Genomic DNA, 21,735 nt, shown 5'->3' with positions numbered 1-21,735 from the left:
TATCCAACACAAAAAAAACAGATCAAAGATCAGGGCTTTTGATAAAAGAAAATCTACTTACTCATAAACTAAACATCAACTTCTAAAGAAGTCCCGGAGGGACGAACTATATAATAACCGTGGATTTCAACCCACAGACCCTACAAACCAGATGACGCCAAAGTCCCATAGGGACGGACGATATCCAACACAAAAAAAACAGATCAAAGATCAGGGCTCTTGATGATAGAAAATCCACTTACTCATAAACTAAACATCAACTTCTAAAGCAGTCCCAGAGGGACGAACTATATAATAACCGTGGGTTTCAACCCACGGACCTAGCACACAAAGGGGCCCTCTTTAGTCCCGGAGGGACGGACGATATCCAACACAAAAAAAATAGATCAAACATCAGGACTCGTGATGATAGAAAATCCACTTACTCATAAACTAAACATAACTTAAAAAATAGTCCCAGAGGGACGAACTACATAATAACCGTGAGTTTCAACCCACGGATCTGGCACACTAAGGGGAACCAAAGTCCCAGAGGGACGGACGATAAAAACATTGCGAGTTTCAACCTATCTACTCTTAAACTTAAGGCATTAAAATCACTCATGGATATAAATTTCCAGCAATCATAAAACAATAATTTTTCCACTGATTTTTATATATTTAAAAGTTCAATTCTTTAATAGGAAACTAATGAATAAATTATTCAGCTCCGTCATTTTAGCTATTTGGCTATCTACTCCCATTTTCGCTCAATCTCCTTGTAATCCACATCCACTCTTCAACGTGCTTCCCCAACACAGCATATCCGGTTGTGAAGAAAAAGAGTATGATAATATTCAAGTTGACTACACAGATAAAGACGGTACTTGGATTCAATATGAAAGAGCAGGGTATTTTCTAAAAACCTATTATACTTTTGATGGAGAATGGGAAAAGAGACCTTCGAATGCAATGATTTTTCAGAATTATATACATGCTGTGACCTCAAAAGGAGGAACTGTTATTCATCGGTCCAACTCAAATCTTTTCCTTCATTTCAAGTCAGAAGGAGAATCATGGTATGTACACATTCAAAGTGATCAGAGCGGTACTTTCTCAGTGAGTTGTGTGAGGGAAGAAAATATGAACCAATATATTGTGCTTTCGGCAGAGGACATCGACCGCGAAATCAAAGCAACTGGAAAAGCACTTTTCTATGGCATTTACTTCGATACAGATAAAGCATACATCAAACCAGAATCCAAAGCGACGTTGGAGGAAATGGCTAAGTACCTGAATAGCAATCTAAATGTAAAGGTGTACATCGTGGGACACACAGACAACACTGGGACACTTGAACACAATCAAAAATTATCTGAAGAAAGGGCAAAAGCTGTAATAAATGCCTTGACAACTGACTATAAAATCCCTTCAGAAAATATTGAAGCCAAGGGGCTTGGCCCGCTTTCTCCCATTGCCAGTAACCTTGATGAAGAAGGGAAAAGTAAAAACCGCAGGGTAGAGATGGTATTGAGATAATCAAAAACTCATTCAGAAAGAGGCTTACAAAAACATATCAAATAACTTAATAAGCTAAAACATCCTTGCTTTCACCTTCTCTGGATGCAAATCAATATTAAGTATATATACCCTTCAGACCTTCAATCGACAAATTTACAATTAACAAATCATTAAATATTAGATACTTTCTATTCCTATCAGCTTGAAACCAAATATTCTTCTTACCTTTGCACCCTAATTTAATTTTACAATGCAAAGTATTCGGAATATCGCGATTATCGCACACGTTGACCACGGTAAGACCACCCTGGTGGACAAAATTATACACGCCTCCAAAATCTTTCGTGAAAACCAACAGTTTGACGACCTTATCCTTGACAACAATGACTTGGAAAGGGAAAGAGGAATTACCATTCTTTCTAAAAACGTATCCGTAAGATATAAAGACACCAAAATCAACATCATCGATACCCCTGGTCACGCCGACTTTGGCGGTGAAGTGGAAAGGGTTTTGAAAATGGCCGATGGCGTCATCCTTTTGGTGGATGCCTTCGAAGGACCTATGCCACAGACTAGATTCGTTCTTGGCAAAGCCCTTGATCTTGGCTTGACTCCTATTGTAGTAATCAATAAAGTAGATAAAGAAAACTGTAGACCTGACGAAGTACAGGAATCAGTTTTTGAATTGATGTTCAACCTTGACGCTACAGAAGAGCAGTTGAATTTCCAGACTTTATACGGTTCTGCCAAAAATAACTGGATGGGGCCTGACTGGCAAAATCCAACTGACACTATCATCCCATTGTTGGATGCTATTGTTGAGCATATCCCCGCTCCGAAAATTGACGAGGGAACTGTTCAAATGCAAATCACCTCTTTGGATTACTCTAATTTCGTAGGCCGTATTGCCATCGGAAGGGTAAGAAGGGGAACAATCAAAGAAAATGCTCAACTGATGCTTTGTAAAGCTGATGGTGTTTTCAAAAAAGTAAAAGTGAAAGAACTTCATGTATTTGAAGGTCTTGGAAAAAATAAAGTGACTGAAGTCGTAGCTGGTGATATTTGCGCTGTGACTGGAATCGAAGATTTCGAAATTGGCGATACACTTGCAGATCTGGAAAAACCAGAACCACTTAAAAGAATTTCCATTGATGAGCCTACTATGAATATGCTCTTCACCATCAACAACTCACCTTTCTTCGGTAGAGAAGGGAAATTTGTGACTTCACGTCACTTAAGAGACAGGTTGATGAAAGAAATGGAGAAAAACTTAGCATTGAGAGTTGAGTCCACAGATTCTGAAGATAAATTCTTGGTCTATGGACGTGGTATCCTTCACTTGTCTGTTTTGATAGAAACGATGAGAAGAGAAGGCTACGAACTCCAAGTTGGACAGCCTCAGGTTATTTACAAAGAGATTGATGGTGTAAAACATGAACCAATAGAAGTATTGGTCGTGGATGTGCCTGAGACAACTGCTGGAAAAGTAATCGAATTGGCTACGCAAAGAAAAGGCGAATTGCTTGTAATGGAGCCAAAAGGTGATTTACAACATTTGGAATTTAGAATTCCTTCAAGGGGTCTGATCGGATTGAGAAACAATGTCTTGACTGCAACACAAGGTGAAGCCATTATGAACCACAGGTTCTCTTCTTATGAGCCTTTCAAAGGTAGCATTCCAGAAAGAAATAACGGTTCCTTGATCTCTATGGAAGGTGGACAATGTACCGCTTATGCGATTGACAAATTGCAGGACAGAGGTACATTCTTTGTTGAGCCAGGTGAAGAACTGTATACAGGTCAAGTGATCGGTGAAAACTCCCGTGACAATGACATTGTAGTCAACGTACAAAAAGGTAAAAAACTGACTAACATGAGAGCTTCAGGCTCTGATGACAACACCAGAATTGCTCCTGCCAAAAAATTCTCTTTGGAAGAATCCATGGAATACATCCAAAAGGACGAATACTTGGAAATCACGCCAAAGTCCATCCGAATGAGAAAAATCTATTTGGATGAGAATGAGAGAACAAGAATGGCGAAAAAAGACGCTTAAGAGAAGCGAGAGTTAAGAAGCGAGATACGGAATTGACCCCGAAGGTTTTTGTAACCTTTGGGGTCTTTTTATTTTGTCAACAGGTTAAACCTACCGAGTTTTTGAAAATCTGGCAGTTCTTTCTTAATAAACCAATCAAACTTGAAGTAGCCTTGTCAGAAAGGCTTATTTTTTTGAGTAGTGGACAATAATATTGTTCACCATCCTACATTATGGATTCCAATAAAACCTTGAAAAATTTGATACAAAAAAATCAACTATTGGAATAACTTCTAATACCATAAACTTACCCTATGAACAAACTTGTCTTTTTGACACTCTACTTTCAGATGCATTTGCTAAAACCATTTTTTCATGACAGTATTCTCCTTACCTTTGCGCGCAATTAAGTAATTGACTACCAATTTAGTATACTATTTTTATTTTATGTTAGAAGTAATCCAAGCAAAATTAAAAGAGAAACCTAGCAGAAAAGATCTTGAGGTTGTAATCGTATATCCTTTTAATACCGAAACCAAAGAAATTTTTCTTATTCAAGAATACATCCATAGTTACGCGAGAAAGTTTTGGAAATTTGTCAGTGGAGGCGTAGACAAGGTTGATAAAGATATCTTGACACATGCCATCGAAGAACTTGCAGAAGAAGTAGCTATGGAGTCGGATGTATTCCTACACCTTTACTCCTCAGAACGCGTCTTTGGAAACAGACCTATGCATTACTTTATTGCAGAAAACCCTGTAATTATGGAAAACCCTCCAGAAAACCCTGATGAGGATTACATTACAGATTCAAAATGGGTAAACGAAGAAGAATTTCAAAAAATGCTTGATGCCAAAGAATTGCAATGGGATCAAGGAACAATGTGTGCCTTGCAAGCATTTAGAAGGTATCATTAAGGGTTTTTCTCTGATTAACAATTTCAATTACAATCTTTCCCAAATGCTTCCCTTCTCCGAAATATTGAATCAACTTAGGGATCTGATCAAATTTATGGGGGCCATCGATTACGGGTTTTAATTGTCCCTTTTCCACAAGTTTGGTAATCTGGTCTAAACCTTTATTTGGCTCAAGACTGAGTATTTTCAGCCTTTTACCAGTGAAAAGTGAAACAAATGAGCCCAATATTAAAATTTGGAACAACCTGCTCATCGATCCTCCTACCGTGATATAGGTACCGTTTTTTTTCAGCGATCGGATATATTTAAATGCTGATCTGTTTGTTTTTGTATCAAGGATAAGGTCATATTTTTCTCCATTTTCCGTGAATTCTACTTTTTTATAATCCAGTACACTGTCAAATCCTAGAGATTTCATGAGATCAAGTTTTACGTCACTGTCTACTCCTGTTACCTCTAGCCCATAAGATTTCAAGATTTGAATTCCCAACGTTCCAACTCCACCTCCTGCACCATTGATCAGTATACTCTGCCCGGATTTCACCTTTCCCTTTTCAACAAGTCCCTGAAGCGCGAGTATTCCCGCATGTGGCAGGGCAGAGGCGTCATTAAAACTTATATTAGAAGGTTTTTTAGACAATACTTTTTCCGGAACGCACACATATTCGGCAAATCCTCCAAATCCACATTCAGATAGATCACAGTAAATCTCATCTCCGATTTTAAAAGAACTCACTTTATTACCCAGTGCTTCGATTTTTCCAGAAATGTCTACGCCAGGAATATTTATTTTTGGTTTTTTTAGTCCATATATCATGCGAATCACAAATGGTTTGCCCCTGACCATTCCCCAGTCCCAATCATTGATGGATGTCGAGTGAATTCTTACCAGTACTTCCCCATCATCCGGTATCGGTTTTGAGACTTCCCCAATCTCAAGAAGGTTCGGCAATCCGTATTCCTTTAATATAATTGCTTTCATAAAACATTTTTATTGGATTTAACGGTTGGTGTATAAACTCAGGAGCGGATTTGTGTGCTTGCCATTTGGTTTTACACTGAAATATTATCCCCAAAATTTTCAATTTAGACTGAACCCACTATTGCACGTATAAGCTATCGCCCATTTTTATTAAAACTAATCCTTTTTACTATGCCAACAAATCAATTTCTTAACCATAAAAAAAACCGGGCATCCCTGCCCGGTTTTTTTTAACCATAATTCGAAATCAGATTTCTCACTACGTTACCAATGACAGATTGTAGGAGTCGTCACTCTGACGTAGGAAGGGTCTCCTGCTTTGTAGGAGATCCTTCACCTCCGCAAGCTCCGGTTCAGGATGACGTACACCAACTGTCATTCCCTTTCTGTAAATGCCAAATTTTAAAAACTCGAAATGACAAGGATAAGCTGTCACATCCTAAAATTACTTGATACTTTTTAATTGTTCTTATTATCGTTCGTGCCGACGGCATTGAAATAGATAATTATATGTAAACTTATCCTTTCTTGTTTTTCAAAAACCTTCGAGGTTTTGAAAACCTCAAAGGTCACTACCAAGCCCTTTTGTCACGCCTCCCAGTCATCCTTCCTCCCTCATCCTTCATCCTCTTGGTTCTTATCTCTTGTCTCTTTTTTCTCTCGTTTCTCGTTTCGGACCTCTCGCTTCTCCTACTACTCTCCCTGCGCCAAACTATAAGCCCTTACACCATCGAAAGAATAGAGGTTTTCAGTTTTGATAAAGTCAAAACCTAACTTGGCTACCTGATCCATCAAATCCAAAATCTGTGCATGGCTGATGGGAGATTGATCTGCCTTCTGGAATCTACATCTCCAGTGATCCGTACAGAATGTTTCTCTCATTCCTCCTGGATACACTTTAATGCCACGATTGGTGATCAACTGAAGCACGAGGCCATCAGCATCTGCTTTTCTCAAAGCATCACCGATAGAATTTGGATCTCTTCCGTCCTTATCCCAATCGATAAACACATCTATTCCGATCAATTTCTTGTCTGATTTGGTAACTGGAGCAAGCTTGATGTTGATAGGGTCTGTACTAGACTTATCAAATACTGCTGGAACCATATTTACTGGCAATTGACCCAATCTTTCGATTACAGCTGCCGCAAATTCCTGCGTCCCTACTTTCTTGGAAGACAAACCTTCCTGATAGATATCTCCGGTATGAATACCATCTTCCAATGTTTTCATCCAGGCATTTGCTATTTTCTCTGCAATCTCAGGCTGACCGATATGTACCAGCATCATCACAGCGCCATTGAGCAAGCCTGATGGATTGGCCATATCCTGTCCTGCGATATCAGGTGCAGAACCATGAATTGCTTCAAACATCGCTACTTCAGCACCAACGTTGGCAGATCCTCCAAGACCTACAGAACCTGTTACTTGCGCTGCGATATCCGAAATAATATCTCCGTAAAGGTTCAAAGTCACAATCACATCAAAAATCTCTGGTCTCTCAGCAATCAAAGCTGATCCGATATCGATGATTTTGTGATCTGTTTCTATTTCCGGGTACTCTTTGGCTATTTCATCGAAAGTTTTGTGGAAAAGACCGTCAGCCAATTTCATAATATTGTCTTTGGTCATACAGGTTACTTTCTTCCTGTTGTACTTCTTCGCATATTCGAAAGCGTATCTGATGATTTTTTCAGAACCTGGTTGAGAGATCAATTTCAGGCACTGATATACTTCCTGGGTCTGTCTGTGTTCAATGCCGGCATAGAGATCTTCTTCGTTTTCACGGATGATCACCATGTCAGTCTTTGGAAAATGTGTTTTCACAAAAGGGGAGTAAGCCTTACATGGTCTTACATTGGCAAAAAGTCCAAATGATTTTCTGGTTGTCACATTCAAGCTTTTGAATCCACCACCCTGAGGTGTAGTAATTGGAGACTTCAAAAACACTTTAGTCTCTCTCAAAGAGTCAAAAGCCTTTGGCTCCATACCCGAACTGATACCTTTCAAATATACCTGTTCGCCGATTTCGATGACATCGTACTCGAGTTGTGCACCAGCCGCTTCAAGGATGTTCAGCGTGGCTTTCATAATTTCCGGTCCGATTCCATCGCCATAGGCAACGGTAATTTTTGTTTTTGATGACATATATTGAGTTGAATTAGTTGAAATTTTGATGTATTACAAAAATATAAAAATAAAGGCTACCTATTGGTAAACCTATGATAAATTAGCACATAATTAAAAATACTTGTCAAACGGTCGAAATACTGACATTAAGTACTTTGGCTTACAATAAATTGCATTTTTCTAAGAAATGCTTTGGGAATGCCCACAGGCCTTGTATATTTGGCGCTTAACCATCACCAAATTACAATGGCTGATAGCACCAATATTCTCTCAGAAGAAAAGGACGGAATTCTTTATCTTACCATAAACAGAGAGTCAAAACTCAACGCACTGAATTTTGACACTTTAGAGGAAATCAGAAATATTTTTAACGAAGTATCTGACAACAAAAACATCAAAGCTGTAATCATCACTGGTTCTGGCGAAAAAGCCTTTATTGCCGGTGCTGACATCAGCGAAATCGCAGAACTTAATGAGTTAAATGCCCGCAAATTCGCGGAAAACGGTCAGGAAATTTTCAGTCTTATTGAAAATTGTCACAAACCAGTCATAGCTGTAGTCAATGGATTTGCGCTCGGAGGAGGTTGTGAGTTGGCAATGGCTTGCCATATGAGGATTGCTTCTTCAAATGCCAAATTTGGCCAACCAGAAGTAAATCTAGGTATTATACCAGGATATGGCGGTACCCAGAGACTCACCTATCTCATAGGTAGGGGCAAAGCAAATGAACTGATGATGACTGGTGATATGATCGGTGCTGAAGAAGCCAAATCTTTAGGTTTGGTCAATCATGTATGTTCAAATAAAGCTGAAGCACTTGATAAAGCTGAAGAAATCATACAAAAAATCGTCAGCAAAGCTCCTCTTGCCATAGGCATGATCGTGGACTGCGTCAATGCAGTATACATTCAGGGAGAAAATGGCTACCAAACAGAAGCCAATAGTTTTGCTAGGTGCGTTAAGTCAGGTGATTACAAAGAAGGCACATCAGCTTTCCTTGAAAAAAGAAAACCAGAATTTAAAGGGGAATAACTCCCCTTTAATTTTTTAATCATGGGGCAACTAAAGCAATTAGCCGGACAGACTGCCATTTATGGCATCAGTAGTATTCTGGGAAGAACAGTAAATTTTTTGTTGATACCTATTTATACCGCATACTTGACCAAGGATGCGGTGGGTGCTTATACAGCGCTTTATGGTTACATGGCGCTCTTTAACATTGTTTTTACCTATGGCATGGAAACCACATATTTTCGCTATGCCACCGGAAAAGGACTTGATCCTGAAAAAGTCTTCTCTCAGATCCAGTCTCTACTCATCACTACCTCTCTTTCTCTTGGCGCTATCATTTACTTATCGGCTCCGACCTTGGCCTCATGGCTAAACTATGAAAATCAGGAACACCTTTTCAGGTGGATTGCGTGGATTTTAATGATTGATGCCATTTTGGTCATTCCTTATGCCAAGTTGAGAAAAGAAAACAGGGCTTTCCAGTTTGCTTTCACCAAACTTGCCAATATCCTCATCAATGTTGGGTTCAACATCTTTTTCATCGTTTTATGTTATCATATTTGGAAAGGCGACTGGCTGCCGAGCTTATCTCCTTTTGTTGATAAAATCTACAACCCTGAGTGGGGAGTGGAGTATATTTTCATCTCCAACCTGATTGCCAATGCAGCCATGGTACCAGTACTGATGTGGCTGACAAAGAAATTTCGCTTTGCTATCAATAGGGAATTCCTGAAACCCATGTGGCATTATGCGTTTCCTCTTTTATTTATGGGATTGGCAGGGGTCATCAACGAGACCTTTTCAAGAACCATTTTCGAATATGTCTTGCCTGAAGGATTTTATGAGGGTTTGACTGCAAGGGAAGTCACCGGTATTTTTGGAGCTAATTTTAAGCTGGCCATACTGATGAATCTGATCATTCAGGCTTTCAAATATGCAGCTGAGCCATTTTTCTTCAATCAATCTACTGACAAAAACAGTCCTGAAACTTTTGCAAAAGTGATGCATGCTTTTGTGATTTTCTGCTCGGTTTTAATGATTGCTGTTTCTGTTAACCTTGACTTACTTGGAGCTGTTTTTCTAAGAGGTGAAGGATATGAAATGGGAAATTTTATTGTTCCTGTATTGCTAATGGGATATTTGATGCTTGGAATTTATTTCAATCTGAGCATATGGTTCAAACTCACCGATCAAACCAAGTATAGCTTTTATATTACCATCATTGGGGCAATGGTGACCATTTTGGTGTTATTTACTTTGGTCCCTGTGTTTGGGTTAATGGGTGGAGCCTTGAGCACGCTGTGCTGCTACACGGTGATGACCGTGATTTGCTATTTTGTAGGACAAAAATATTTCCCCATTCCTTATCAAACGGGAAAAGCCATACTTTACCTTCTTTTGGCTTTTGCCTTGAGTTATTTGGGTTTCTTTTGGGACTGGGGAATTCCTTTTATACAATTTATCGGTAGAAATAGTCTTATCATTGTATTTGTTCTTGTAGTTTTGCTTTTGGAAAAAAAGGAAGTCCAAAAATTCAGGGCTCAATTCAAGAACAAAAAAGCATGAAAATCAAAGTAATCAACCGCTCACAACATTCTTTACCAGAATACCAGACCGCACTTTCAGCAGGTCTTGACCTCCGAGCAAATTTAGAAGAGCCTGTGACTTTGGGGTCTCTTGAAAGAAAATTGATTGGAACAGGTCTTTTTATAGAGCTTCCTGAAGGCTATGAAGCGCAGATCCGTCCGCGTTCAGGTTTGGCTTTCAAATATGGACTCACGGTATTGAATAGTCCTGGTACTGTAGATGCAGACTATAGAGGTGAGATCAAGGTGCTTTTGGTCAACCTTTCAACCCAAGCATTTACAGTAGAAAACGGGGAAAGGATTGCTCAAATGGTAATCGCCAAACACGAACAAATTGAATGGTTACCAAGCGAAAGCCTTACTGACACCGAAAGAGGTGCAGGTGGTTATGGTAGCACTGGAAAAAAATAGGTGAGTACTTTTGTGAGATTATAGGAAAGAAGAAAACATTGATTTCTCAAAATCAGAACAAAAAGGCATTAAGTTTGCGTTATAGGAACAGTATTTCAAGAGATTAACTAGAGAATCTAAACTCCTTCCATCCCGATTTGAAGGAGGTATCCCAAAGCAAAGCAATAATCATCAATTCGTGAAAATAAGGTCAAAAAGCATATTTATACTCATCCTTTCCATCTTGGTAAGTCTACCGGTTTTTTCCCAAGAAAAACTATCCAGAAAAGAAAGGAAAAAGCAACTGGAAATAAGAAAATCAGACCGCTTATTCATAGACGGACAGAGGTTTATGATTTTGGAGGACTTTGAGAAGGCTTATTTTTACTTTCAAAAAGCCAGAGAAATCAATCCAAGTGATCCTGCAATAAACTTTAAAATTGCTGAAATTCTCCTCCGTGCAAACAGAGTAGAAGATGCCATGGAATATGGACTATTGGCTGTAGAGGGGGACCCTGAAAACAAGTATTATAATTTGGTGATGGCTGAGGCATTTTCAAAACAAGGAAATCCCGAGGCTGCTGCTGAAATCCTGGAAAACCTCATGAGTAATTCTGAGGAAAATCAAAACTATATCCTTGACCTTGCTTCTCTTTATTTGAGTTCAGGCAATTTTGACAAAGCACTGGATGCTCTCAATCAAGCTGAAGAATATTACGGAGCGGTGGAACAACTCACCGTTCAGAAACAAAGAATCTTATTGCGAAAAAATGACCTTGAGGGAGCAATTGAAGAAGGAAAAAACCTTATCGAGGCACACCCTGGAAACTCACAGTATGTCTTAAACTTGGTAGAAATCCTCTTTAATAACAACCGGCCCGAGGAAGCCCTTCAAACAGTAGAGGAATCATTAAACACATACCCCAACCAACCAGATTTGCAGATGGCTGCCTATGCTTTGTACAAAGACATGGGAGATCTTGATACAGCAGAAGACCTTATTATAGAGGCATTCCAAAATCCGGACTTGGAGGTAAAGGTAAAAGCGGAGGCGTTTTCGGATATCATGCAGGAAATGAGAACCGCTAGAAGAGAAAAACTACTCGATAAGCTCCAAAAACCTTTGATTGAGCTTCACCCGAATGAAGCCGATGCCCTTACAGTAATCGGAGACAGGTTGTATTTCAGCGACCAAAGGAAGGAAGCATTGACATACTACGAAAAGAGCATCAACATTGACCCTTCCAATGCAGAGGTCTTGCAGGGTGTTATCATGACGATGTTTGATGCGGCGAAAGATTTCGATGACATTGAAAAATACACTGAAATTGCCGTAGATGAGTTTCCTGAGAGGGCAGAGTTTTGGTTTTTTGACGGCACTGCCAAGCTTGCCCTCAAAAAAGCTCCGGAAGCAAAAGAATCTCTTGAAAAAGCAAAAGAAATTAACAGAGGGAGAAACAAGCAGCTTGACATTTTGGTAAAAGGGCAACTGGGTGATACATACCATCAATTAGGCAAAAAAGAAGAAGCATATGACTTCTATGAGGCCGTTTTGAAAGAAAGGCCAGACGATGAACATGTCTTGAATAATTATGCCTACTTCCTGTCGTTAGCTAAGAAGGATTTAGAGAAAGCAAAGAAAATGTCAGGTAAATTGGTAGATAGACATCCAAAAAATGCTACCTACCTAGATACTCATGCATGGGTGCTTTTTCAGCTCAAAGAGTATGAAGATGCTAAAAAATACATGGAATTGGCACTCGAAAACGAAGAGACACCAAGCGGTGTAATGCTTGAACACTATGGAGACATACTTTATCACCTTGGCAACAGAAATGAAGCCATCAGTTTTTGGAGAAAAGCAGAAGGTGGAGACGAAACTTCAGAACTTTTATTCAAAAAAATCAAGGATCAAAAATACTATGATTAGGTCACTTTTCGCATTAATCGTATTCGTAGCAATTGGTTTTGCCTGTGCTCCAAAGCCCAATCTATACACCTCTAATGAAGTCATGCAGGAATTTGATCCTGTTTACCTTGATTTTGACAACCTCACTGCTAGAGGAAGGATCGTCATCGAAGAGCCATCAGGAAAGACAACAAAAGGAACCATCAATATACGGGCTAAAAAAGACAGCATCCTGTGGTTCAGTATCACTCCAGGTTTGGGGCTTGAGGCTTTTAGGGGCACGATCACCAAAGAAAGGGTCATGATCAAGGACAGGCTCAATGGTCAAGATATCAACTTTACTTTTAAAGAGATAGAAGATCTTTACGATTTGAGTTTAAGCTTAGACTTGATGCAGAATATTATTTTTGCAAATATCCCGCATGAGTTCAGTTATCGTGACCGGCTGATCAGAATAGGCCAATACTTTGAATTGACACAAGCAAGAGACGGCTTCAGATACCACTCGAGGGTAAATACTACTCATGGCAAGGTGGCTGAACTAACCAGCACCTCGATGAAAGAAAAAGGCTCTCTTTTGGCCAATTATCATGTATTTGAAGACTTGGATAATCAGCCCTTTCCCAATCAAATGCTGCTAAGGTTATCTTTTAATACCCCTGATGGTCCTCAGGCTTCTATCATCAATCTTGAAATGACCAGAACAGAATTAGTCGATACCCCATTATCATTTCCATTTCGGTTTTAAAGGATGTTGAAAAACAGGATCACAATCATTTTTCTTTTATGTATTTGGCTTACCCCACTTATTCACGTACATGCCCAGACTAAAAAAACCAGGGCTGAACTGGAAAAAGAGAAAGCTGAGATACAAAAGCGCTTATTGGAATTTGATCAGATTCTGAAAAAAACTGCTGAGACCAAAAAAGTATCCGTAGGACAACTCAATGTAGTCAGCAAACAGCTCCAAAACAGGATCAGTTACATCAATACCCTGAGCAGAGAAGTCAGGCTGATAGATACTGAAGTAAAGGAAACCGAAAACAAAATTGCGGCCCTCGAAAAAGATCTGAAAAACATGAAGGAGGAATACTCTGGAATGATTTACACCTCATCTAAACTCAATCAGGGCATGACAATGACGGCTTTTGTGTTTAGCTCAGCTACATTCAAACAGTTTTACATGAGGTTGAAATACCTCAAGCAATACTCTGATGCAAGAAAAAAACAAGTCGAGCAGATAGAAAAAACCTCCGAAGAACTTGCAAAGCAGCGTGCCAACCTGGAAGCAAAAAAGGAAGAAAAACAAGCCGTACTACAGCAAGAACAACAGCAAAAACAACAGCTCGACAAGGCTAAGCAAGAGCAACAGGGAATAGTCAATAGCTTGACCAAACAGGAACAGGACATAAGAAAACAGATTGCTGCAGCCAAAAAGCAACAGGAAAACCTCAACAAAGCAATTAGGACAATCATTGAGGAGGAAATCAGACGAGCAGAAGCTGAAGCAAAGAAAGCCAATTCGACTGCAACCCGTGCCTCAGGAAGCAGTATTCCGCTTACACCTGAAGCCGCAGCCTTATCCAATTCATTTGCGGGCAATCGCGGCAAACTCCCCTGGCCTGTAGAAAGTGGGTTTGTTTCGAGACCTTATGGTACCCACCCCCACCCTACTGTAAAAGGCGTCACTGAGGACAATGATGGCCTTGATATTCAGACCACACCAAATGCCAATGTCAGGGCTGTATTTGACGGAGAGGTTACCAAAATATTTACAGTACCCGGCTACGGTGGCACTATAGTGATCAAACATGGTGAATATTACACCATGTACAGCAAGCTCAAGGTCATTTCCGTCAAATCCGGTGACAAGGTGACTGCAAAGCAGATACTTGGACAAGTCTATACCAATAAAGACGGAGTGGCTGAAGTACACTTCGAAACATGGAAAGGGCTCCAACCTATGGACCCATCCATTTGGCTTGCAGGGCGATGAAACAAATAATTCGTATATTTATAAAAAAAGAGACATATGGTATCAGCTTTCCTTTGTCTAAGAGATGGGCTGTTATATCTTTGTAGTAATTAAAATCTAAACAATACAACCATGACAACATTGGGTTTCTTACAAAATATGGGCGGAGGCTCTATCATCTTAATCGTTTTGGTGATTTTGCTTCTATTTGGTGCTAAAAGAATCCCTGAATTAGCAAGAGGACTTGGAAGAGGAATCAGAGAATTCAAAGATGCTACCAAAGAGATTCAGGATGACCTTGAAGAAGGTTTGAAAGACAAAAAGAAAAAAGACTAATCAGATTCAAACATATTGAACTTGGAAAAATTCCTTTCATTTGACGACATACAAAAGTCGCTTGAAAATAGGGAAACCGATTGTAAAGCGATTGTAAATTATTACCTCGAAAATATCCAAACGAAGGCGCACCTTAACGCCTTCGTTGAAGTTTATACGGATTCCGCTTTAGAGCAAGCCTCTTTAGTAGATGAAAAAATTTCCTCAGGGAAAGCAGGCAAACTCGCTGGAATGGTAATAGGAATCAAAGATGTACTGGTCTACACAGACCATGAATCCAATGCTTCCAGCAAAATTCTTAAGGGATTCAACTCCCAATTCACAGCTTCAGCAGTCCAAAGACTCATAGATGAAGATGCCATTGTAATCGGCAGACTCAACTGTGATGAATTTGGTATGGGCAGCTCCAATGAGAATTCAGCTCATGGAAAAGTATTGAATGCTGCTGACGAAAGCAGGGTACCTGGTGGTTCTTCCGGTGGCTCAGCTGTGGCGGTACAGGCCAACTTATGTACAGTATCTCTTGGTACTGATACAGGAGGTTCGGTGAGACAACCAGCAGCATTCACTGGACTTGTGGGGATCAAACCTACCTATTCCCGTGTATCAAGATGGGGTTTGATAGCTTATGCGTCTTCTTTTGACACCATTGGTGTATTCTCCAGAAATGTGCAAGACAATGCCCTTGTCATGGAGGTAATGGCTGGACCTGACAATTTTGATTCTACAGTTTCCAGAAAAGCAGTCCCTCATTATTCAGAATTGCTCCATTTCAACAAGAGAGCCAAAGTAGCCTACTTGACAGAGACGATTGAATCTCCAGCATTACAAGAAGAGATTAAAGCCAACACAATCTCTGTTCTAGACAAACTCAAAGAAGAAGGGCACACTGTAGAGGAAGTTCATTTTCCACTTTTGAAATATATCCTTCCTACTTATTATATTTTGACCACTGCTGAAGCAAGTTCTAACTTGTCCAGATTTGATGGTGTAAAATATGGGTATAGAACTCCAAATGCACATAATCTTGAGTCCATGTACAAAAAAACAAGGTCTGAAGGTTTTGGTGATGAGGTCAAAAGAAGGATCATGTTGGGAACATTTGTATTGAGTGCAAGCTACTATGACGCTTATTTCACAAAAGCGCAGAAAGTAAGGAGATTGATAAAAGAGTTTACTGAAGATTTACTCACAAAATTTGACTATATTATTATGCCGACAACGCCAACTACAGCGTTTAAATTTGGAGAGCATAGTAATGACCCTGTAGCCATGTATTTGGAAGACCTATTTACAGTGCAGGCTTCTGTTTCAGGAGTACCTTCTATATCTATTCCCAACGGAAAAGATAAAAAAGGCCTTCCTATTGGCCTTCAAGTAATGGCTAATTCATTTAAGGAGGCAGAGCTCTATGCTTTTGCCAAATACCTTACCGAATTAAACGTCAACGAATAAAATTATCCAGACCATGAAAAAAATAATTTGCTTTCTTAGTGCTTTCATAGCCGCTGCATCAGTAAGTAATTTTTCTTATGGTCAGGAATTGTTTCAACTTAACAACGCCAGCATCGATGAAGAAACCATTTCACCGGTCTATCAATTTGAATATATTCCTGACTTTACCTACTCTCAGGTAGAGCAGAGAATACAGGAAATGGAAACCAGTATGCCTTTCGAACTCAACGAAAGGATTTTTGCATTCATCAATTACTTTGCCGTCAGGAATAGGGATTACACCAAAATGGTGCTGCAGCGAAAAGATATTTACTTCCCCATGTTCGAAGAGGCATTGGCCGCTCATGACATGCCGGATGATGTGAAGTTTCTCGCCATTATTGAATCAGGCCTCAATCCAAAAGCAAAGTCACGTGTGGGTGCTATGGGCCTATGGCAATTTATGCCAGCTACAGGCCGCATGTATAACATGCAAGCAAATATGGACATTGACGACCGCATGGATCCTGAAATGTCCACAGAAGCTGCAGCTAAATACCTCAAGTCTCTGTACCGTATGTTCAATGATTGGGAGGTAGCGCTAGCAGCTTACAATTGTGGTCCGGGTAACGTGAGAAAAGCAATCCGAAGGTCAGGAGGTAAAACCAAGTTTTGGGAAATCTACAATTACCTTCCAAAAGAGACAAGAAGTTATATTCCCCAATTCCAAGCAATGATGTACCTCATCAGGCACGCAGAAGAGCATAATTTTGTGCTTGAAGAGCCTACTTATCCTATTGCATACGAAAAAATAAATTTCAACCAGGAATTGGATTTGGAAGAATTGGCAAACCTAACAGGTGTTTGCATAGAAGACCTGGAGCACCTCAATCCTTCCATACAACATAGGCTGATACCAGTGTCTAATAAACATATGGCTGTCAGGGTTCCTAAAAGCAAAATAGAATACATCACTGAAAATAAGGATCACTTTGCTTCTGCCGTAAAATTGACATCTGAAAGAGCGGTAGATCTCAGACTTGCAAGCAACCAAACGGCCAACAGGTCAGTCGCCAAAGCAAATGCTGAAGTAAGTACTGGAGAAAGAACAAGAGTTGCTTACAAGGTCAAATCCGGTGATGTACTAGGCAAAATCGCCCAAAACCATGGCACAACAGTAACAAATCTTAAAGCATGGAATAACTTATCTTCCAACAATATCAGGGTAGGTCAAACACTGTACATCTACACCAAAAACGGTTCTTTTGATAATTCAATCGCTCAAAACACCGGCGCCTCTGGTAATCAAAAAGTATATACTGTCCAGCCGGGAGATAGCTTGTGGCTAATATCCAAAAAGTTGAACGGCGTCACCGTAGATCAAATCAAAAGGCTTAACAACCTAAATTCAAATCAAATCAAACCAGGGCAAAAATTAATTATAGGATAACTATTTTATTAGTAAAACTTTTTAATCCTTCCTAGAATTGATAACTTGTAATGGTCTCAAAAATATCAAACATATGATTGTCAAAAGAATAACCATTGCATTGCTTGTTTGCATTGCATCAATAGCTTTTTGGAGCTGTGAAGAGTCTGAAAGTTCCAAAAACTCTACCAAGCCCAAAGCCAGGGGTGCTGTGGGTGAAATCATTTTGGCCATTGACTCAGCCAAATGGGACGGTCCTGTAGGAAATGTTTTGAAGGATATCTTCTTGGAAGATGTACAAGGTCTAATCCGCGATGAAAGCATGTTTGACGTCAGAAAGGTAGATCCACGTGGCATGAACAGGATGCTCAAAATGGCAACCAACATTGTATACGTGACGACTTTTGATGACAGAAAAGCTGCAAGTCAAAACATCAACTCCCTGTTTAGTAAAGAAGCAAAAGAACAAGCCTCTGCAGATCCAAGTAAATATATATTGAGGAGTGAAGATGAGTTTGCCGTTGGTCAAGAAGTCATTTATCTATTTGGCAACAACGAAAATGAATTGATTGAAAATCTTAAAGCCAACAAAAGTAAGCTTCAGAATTTGTTCCAAGTCAGAGAAAGAAACCGACTTGAAAGGGTTTTGCTCAATAGAAAAAGCTCAGAAGCCAAAGTAGCAGGTAGAGACTTGGGACTCGAAATTAATGTCCCTGCTTCATACCAGATAGCCAAATCCACAGATAATTTTCTCTGGCTCAGACAACCGACTCCACGAGCAGACAGGGCAGACATCAGCATGTTTTTTTACGAAACAGATTATCATTCAGAAGAGCAACTGTTTCCTGAAGCATTGTTAGACCTACGTGAGAGTATTACCAAAATGCACATCTATGGTGATCCAAACAATAGGAATTCATATTTAATCACAGAGCGGGTTGACCCATCGCCTGTATTTAGTAATTTCAGTATAAACAATAATTTTGCAATCGAAATCCGAGGCGGGTGGAAAACCAATAACCTAAGTATGGGCGGTTCTTTCATGGCCTACGTCATAGTGGACGACAAAAAAGGCAAACTCTATTATATGGAGGGATTCCTTTTTTATCCAAACGAAGCACATAGGGAAGCTATTCGGGAGATTGAAACCCTTTTGCTGGCCACCGAATTATCACCCAGTGAAGATCAGGCCAGCTGATTTTATTAATAAAAATAACCTTTATGGCAATTAAAATCAGAAGAGAAGATGCCTTGAGTTACCATACCCAAGGAAAACCAGGTAAAATTGAAGTCGTACCCACTAAACCTTTATCCAGTCAACTTGACTTGGCACTTGCATATTCTCCCGGAGTAGCAGAGCCTTGCAAAGAGATCGAAAAAGATAAAGAAAATGTCTATAAATACACTGCCAAAGGCAATTTGGTAGCTGTAATTTCCAACGGAACCGCAGTGCTGGGACTTGGCGATATTGGCCCGGAAGCTTCTAAACCGGTGATGGAAGGCAAGGGTGTACTCTTCAAGAAATTTGCAGGTATTGATGTATTTGATATTGAAATCGATGAAAAGGATCCAAAAAAACTTATCCAAATCATCAAATCCTTAGAACCTACTTTTGGAGGTATCAACCTGGAAGACATCAAAGCACCCGAATGTTTTGAAATAGAAACGACCCTCAAGCAAGAGATGAAAATTCCTGTGATGCATGATGACCAACACGGTACAGCCATTATCTCAGGAGCAGCTCTACTCAATGCATTGGAAGTAGTTGATAAAAAAATCGAAGAGATTAAGCTTGTTGTCAACGGTGCGGGAGCTTCAGCTGTCTCTTGCACGAGATTCTATATGAGTCTTGGAGTAAGAAGAGAAAACTTAGTCATGTGTGACAAGGAAGGGGTAATCAGGAGTGATAGACCTAACCTAGACGAAATCAAAAAAGAATTTTCATCAGATCGTGACATCCGTACTTTGACAGAGGCACTTACGGATGCAGATGTATTTTTGGGATTGTCAGCGGGAAATATTGTTTCTCCTGAGCAGATCATGGTAATGGCCAAAAACCCAATTGTTTTTGCTCTGGCAAACCCTGACCCCGAAATTGCTTATGAGCTTGCCATGCAGACAAGAGATGATTTGATCATGGCTACAGGTAGATCCGACTACCCTAATCAGGTCAACAATGTCTTGGGATTCCCTTATATCTTCAGGGGAGCACTTGATGTAAGAGCCACAGCTATAAATGAGCAAATGAAATTGGCTGCAGCCAAAGCTATAGCAGCATTGGCAAAGGAACCAATTCCCGAAATAGTCAATAAGGCTTATGATGACGCAAAAATGTCATTTGGCAGATTCTATTTGATTCCAAAACCATTAGATCCACGATTAATCACTACTATAGCTCCGGCTGTGGCAAAAGCCGCAATGGAATCCGGTGTCGCCAAAACAATTATTACCGATTGGGAAGCCTATGAACTCGAGCTACAAGAAAGAATTGGCATTGATCAAAGATTGATGTTGAGGGTAGTGACACGGGCTAAGAAAAACCCTAAGCGTGTGGTATTTGCTGAGGCGGACAACGTCAAAATCTTAAAAGCAGCACAAATTCTTAAAGATGAAAGGATTGCAATTCCGATTTTGCTTGGAAGGAAAGAAAAAATCGAGGAGATTATTCAGGAAAATAACCTTGACTTAACAGGTGTTCAGATTGTAGACCCGTACACCGATGATGAAAGACTTACCAAGTATGGCAACATTCTTTTTGAAAAAAGGAAAAGAAAAGGCCTTACTCCTAAGGAGTGTTTCCGCTTGATGAGAGATCGAAATTATTTCGGTTCGATGATGGTAGAACTAGGAGAAGCTGACGCACTTATTTCCGGATTGACAAAGGATTACCCAAAAACTATCCTTCCTGCCCTACAGGTAATCGGAGTAAAAGAAGGTACAGATCGGGTAGCGGGTATGTATATCATGAATACAGAGAGAGGTCCATTCTTCTTCTCTGATACGACGGTCAATGTCAACCCGACAGCAGAGCAACTTGTGGAAATAATAGGCTTAACGGCCAATGGTGTCAAATTCTTTGACATCGATCCTAAAGTAGCCATCTTATCATACTCCAACTTTGGTTCGGCTAAGGGTGAAGTGGCCACAAAAACTGCAAAAGCAACTGCTCTTGCAAAGGCAAAGTATCCAGATATGGTAATTGAAGGGGAAATGCAGGCAAATGTGGCCTTAAACGAAGAAATACAACAAGAAAATTATCCTTTCAGTTCTTTGATTGGCAATAGGACAAATACCTTAATCTTCCCTGACCTAAGCTCAGGCAATATTGCTTACAAGCTACTATCTGAATTGGGTCATGCTGAAGCAATAGGACCAGTTCTTTTGGGAATGAACAAGCCTGTGCATATATTACAGCTCGGTAGCTCCATACGTGAAATAATCAATATGGTAGCCATAGCTGTAGTTGACGCACAAACCAAAGGCATAAAATGATCGCTTATTTAAAAGGCAAACTTGTACACAAAGATCCTACATATGTAATCATTGATATATCAGGTGTAGGGTACCATGTAAAGATTTCTTTACAGACTTATGGAAAAATAAAGGATGAGGAGCAGGTAATGCTCCTCACCTATTTGCACATCAAAGAGGATGCGCATACACTTTATGGCTTCAAAGAAGAGGTGGAGAAAAAACTTTTTTTGAACCTTACATCCATCTCAGGAGTAGGGCCAAGCACTGGGCTGATGATACTTTCTTCGCTGGATGCTGAAGAGTTAGAAAACGCCATCGCTTCGGAAGATTTCAAAACCATCCAAAATGTAAAAGGGGTGGGAGCAAAAACAGCACAAAGGATAGTGCTGGAGTTAAAAGATAAAATCAGAAAAGACAGCTCGCAGGATTCAAATCAATTTTCAACTGGTTTTATTAAATCCAACAATAAAATAAAAGAGGAGGCGTTACAGGCCTTGATTACCTTAGGTTTTCCAAAATCTTCAGCAGAAAAAAATATCGCTGCAGTATTGAAAAAAACCGGAATGGATATTTCCTTAGAAGAATTAATTAAAGCATCTTTAAAAGCACCTTAATAACCTTTAAAT

The 21,735-nt window shown here is 39.8% G+C and carries 17 protein-coding genes; 15 read left to right on the top strand and 2 right to left on the bottom strand.

Annotated features, from left to right (window positions below):
* The first annotated feature begins 690 nt into the window (after window positions 1-690).
* The 3 genes from CLW00_RS19105 (at window position 691) to CLW00_RS19095 (ending at window position 4,453) form a co-directional block, all read left to right on the top strand.
* Window positions 691-1,518 carry an OmpA family protein gene (locus tag CLW00_RS19105; RefSeq protein WP_106135305.1) on the top strand — a complete coding sequence of 276 codons (828 nt, stop codon included), beginning with the start codon at window positions 691-693 and terminating at the stop codon, window positions 1,516-1,518.
* Window positions 1,519-1,750: 232 nt separating this feature from the next.
* The gene (typA, locus tag CLW00_RS19100; protein ID WP_106135304.1) at window positions 1,751-3,556 is read left to right on the top strand and encodes a translational GTPase TypA; all 1,806 of its coding nucleotides are present in this window, start codon (window positions 1,751-1,753) and stop codon (window positions 3,554-3,556) included.
* Between the two features lie 426 nt (window positions 3,557-3,982).
* The gene (locus tag CLW00_RS19095; RefSeq protein ID WP_106135303.1) at window positions 3,983-4,453 is read left to right on the top strand and encodes an NUDIX domain-containing protein; all 471 of its coding nucleotides are present in this window, start codon (window positions 3,983-3,985) and stop codon (window positions 4,451-4,453) included.
* Here CLW00_RS19095 and CLW00_RS19090 read toward each other — a convergent pair.
* Complete coding sequence (locus CLW00_RS19090; protein ID WP_106135302.1) at window positions 4,437-5,435, bottom strand: NAD(P)-dependent alcohol dehydrogenase; 999 nt, start codon at window positions 5,433-5,435, stop codon at window positions 4,437-4,439. The two genes, CLW00_RS19095 and CLW00_RS19090, sit on opposite strands and share 17 nt — an antisense overlap.
* A gap of 693 nt (window positions 5,436-6,128) precedes the next feature.
* Complete coding sequence (locus CLW00_RS19085) at window positions 6,129-7,583, bottom strand: NADP-dependent isocitrate dehydrogenase (protein WP_106135301.1); 1,455 nt, start codon at window positions 7,581-7,583, stop codon at window positions 6,129-6,131.
* A gap of 228 nt (window positions 7,584-7,811) precedes the next feature.
* Here CLW00_RS19085 and CLW00_RS19080 point away from each other — a divergent pair, with 228 nt between their 5' ends.
* The 12 genes from CLW00_RS19080 (at window position 7,812) to ruvA (ending at window position 21,723) form a co-directional block, all read left to right on the top strand.
* The gene (locus tag CLW00_RS19080) at window positions 7,812-8,597 is read left to right on the top strand and encodes an enoyl-CoA hydratase/isomerase family protein (RefSeq protein WP_106135317.1); all 786 of its coding nucleotides are present in this window, start codon (window positions 7,812-7,814) and stop codon (window positions 8,595-8,597) included.
* Between the two features lie 21 nt (window positions 8,598-8,618).
* Entirely contained in the window at window positions 8,619-10,142 is a 1,524-nt protein-coding gene (locus CLW00_RS19075; protein WP_106135300.1) for a lipopolysaccharide biosynthesis protein, read from the top strand.
* Entirely contained in the window at window positions 10,139-10,573 is a 435-nt protein-coding gene (gene dut, locus CLW00_RS19070; RefSeq protein ID WP_106135299.1) for a dUTP diphosphatase, read from the top strand. The genes CLW00_RS19075 and dut overlap by 4 nt, the downstream gene beginning before the upstream one ends.
* 178 nt (window positions 10,574-10,751) lie before the next feature.
* Window positions 10,752-12,482, top strand: a complete 1,731-nt coding sequence (locus CLW00_RS19065) for a tetratricopeptide repeat protein (RefSeq protein WP_106135298.1) — start codon at window positions 10,752-10,754, stop codon at window positions 12,480-12,482.
* Window positions 12,475-13,209, top strand: a complete 735-nt coding sequence (gene lolB1, locus CLW00_RS19060) for a lipoprotein insertase outer membrane protein LolB1 (RefSeq protein WP_106135297.1) — start codon at window positions 12,475-12,477, stop codon at window positions 13,207-13,209. The genes CLW00_RS19065 and lolB1 overlap by 8 nt, the downstream gene beginning before the upstream one ends.
* 3 nt (window positions 13,210-13,212) lie before the next feature.
* On the top strand, window positions 13,213-14,457 hold the full coding sequence (locus tag CLW00_RS19055; protein WP_106135296.1) for a murein hydrolase activator EnvC family protein: 1,245 nt from the start codon (window positions 13,213-13,215) through the stop codon (window positions 14,455-14,457).
* Between the two features lie 111 nt (window positions 14,458-14,568).
* Entirely contained in the window at window positions 14,569-14,772 is a 204-nt protein-coding gene (tatA, locus tag CLW00_RS19050) for a twin-arginine translocase TatA/TatE family subunit (protein ID WP_106135295.1), read from the top strand.
* 21 nt (window positions 14,773-14,793) lie between these two features.
* Window positions 14,794-16,227 carry an Asp-tRNA(Asn)/Glu-tRNA(Gln) amidotransferase subunit GatA gene (gatA, locus tag CLW00_RS19045; RefSeq protein WP_106135316.1) on the top strand — a complete coding sequence of 478 codons (1,434 nt, stop codon included), beginning with the start codon at window positions 14,794-14,796 and terminating at the stop codon, window positions 16,225-16,227.
* A 13-nt stretch (window positions 16,228-16,240) separates the two neighbouring features.
* Window positions 16,241-17,656 (top strand): transglycosylase SLT domain-containing protein, encoded by a 1,416-nt coding sequence (locus CLW00_RS19040; protein WP_106135294.1) that lies wholly within the window; start codon window positions 16,241-16,243, stop codon window positions 17,654-17,656.
* A gap of 73 nt (window positions 17,657-17,729) precedes the next feature.
* On the top strand, window positions 17,730-18,833 hold the full coding sequence (locus tag CLW00_RS19035) for a DUF4837 family protein (protein WP_106135293.1): 1,104 nt from the start codon (window positions 17,730-17,732) through the stop codon (window positions 18,831-18,833).
* 23 nt (window positions 18,834-18,856) lie between these two features.
* The gene (locus tag CLW00_RS19030) at window positions 18,857-21,127 is read left to right on the top strand and encodes an NADP-dependent malic enzyme (RefSeq protein ID WP_106135292.1); all 2,271 of its coding nucleotides are present in this window, start codon (window positions 18,857-18,859) and stop codon (window positions 21,125-21,127) included.
* A complete protein-coding gene (gene ruvA, locus CLW00_RS19025) occupies window positions 21,124-21,723 on the top strand; it encodes a Holliday junction branch migration protein RuvA (protein WP_106135291.1) in 600 nt (199 codons plus the stop codon). Before CLW00_RS19030 ends, ruvA begins: the two co-directional genes overlap by 4 nt.
* Window positions 21,724-21,735: the final 12 nt, after the last annotated feature.

The organism is Mongoliibacter ruber (genome assembly GCF_003003005.1).
Classification (GTDB): Bacteria; Bacteroidota; Bacteroidia; order Cytophagales; family Cyclobacteriaceae; genus Mongoliibacter; species Mongoliibacter ruber.
Note: the sequence above shows the minus strand (reverse complement) of the source record. Positions and strands in the feature narration are given on the sequence as shown.